We start from the raw sequence: 811 nt of genomic DNA, 5'->3' as shown, positions 1-811 counted from the left end.
GTTCGTTATTTAGTTTAAATGTAAGCATAAATTTTATGAGTTGTTACCCAACGTTTTTATTTCGTTTAAATTCTTTTTGTATTAATTCTTCGAGTTCTCTGAAGTCAAAATTCAGAGTATTTGATGTAATCGAAAGTGGCGTTTTGTAAATACTCATATTTGTTTTCATTAATCTCGCTTGTATTCTGTTTGTTGCTTTTCCAATATACTTTTCAGGGTTTTTAACTATAATCATAAGAAAATCGATAGAATTTACTCTTGTTAAATTGATTCTGTTAATATCTTCCCATTCAATTAGACCAATACTTAAAGCACTTGAGTTGTCTGTAATTCCTTTTGAGTCGATAATCAGACCAATTTTTTTATCAAATAGTTTCTTAATTCCATAAATTCCAGCTATTCCGAAAAAAAGAGTTGCAACTATTCCAATAATTCTAATCATTTCTGGATTATTAAATATTTTGAATCTAACTCGGTATTCTGATACAAAAATTTGTGGGTCATAAACAAACAAAATTCCGAAAACAACAAATCCAATTGAAGCTAATGATAGTAATATTATCTTCTTTTTGCTCAATGGTATTTCAATTCTATTATTCAACTTGTCTGATTATGAGTGATGTATTATACTGAAATAGGTTGACCATTTTTTTGGTTACTTTAACCGTTCAAAATATTTTTTTTAGCCGTTTAGAAGGCAAAAAAATAATTTGAACTAGGTCAGTTCTTAAATTTTAAGTTCGAGTAAATTTACATGTTTTTTTCGATACGATTTATATTTGATGTTAGGATTGTTATGAACCTCAAAAGG

The 811-nt window shown here is 27.3% G+C and carries 1 protein-coding gene; it reads right to left on the bottom strand.

The annotated features are described in order from the left end of the window. Positions 1 to 43 precede the first annotated feature (43 nt). Positions 44 to 601 (bottom strand): STM3941 family protein, encoded by a 558-nt coding sequence (locus EC396_RS12845; RefSeq protein WP_129367007.1) that lies wholly within the window; start codon positions 599 to 601, stop codon positions 44 to 46. Between the last annotated feature and the right edge of the window lie 210 nt (positions 602 to 811).

Origin of the sequence: Lutibacter sp. HS1-25 (assembly GCF_004121075.1) — a bacterium.
Classification (GTDB): Bacteria; Bacteroidota; Bacteroidia; order Flavobacteriales; family Flavobacteriaceae; genus Lutibacter.
Note: the sequence above shows the minus strand (reverse complement) of the source record. Positions and strands in the feature narration are given on the sequence as shown.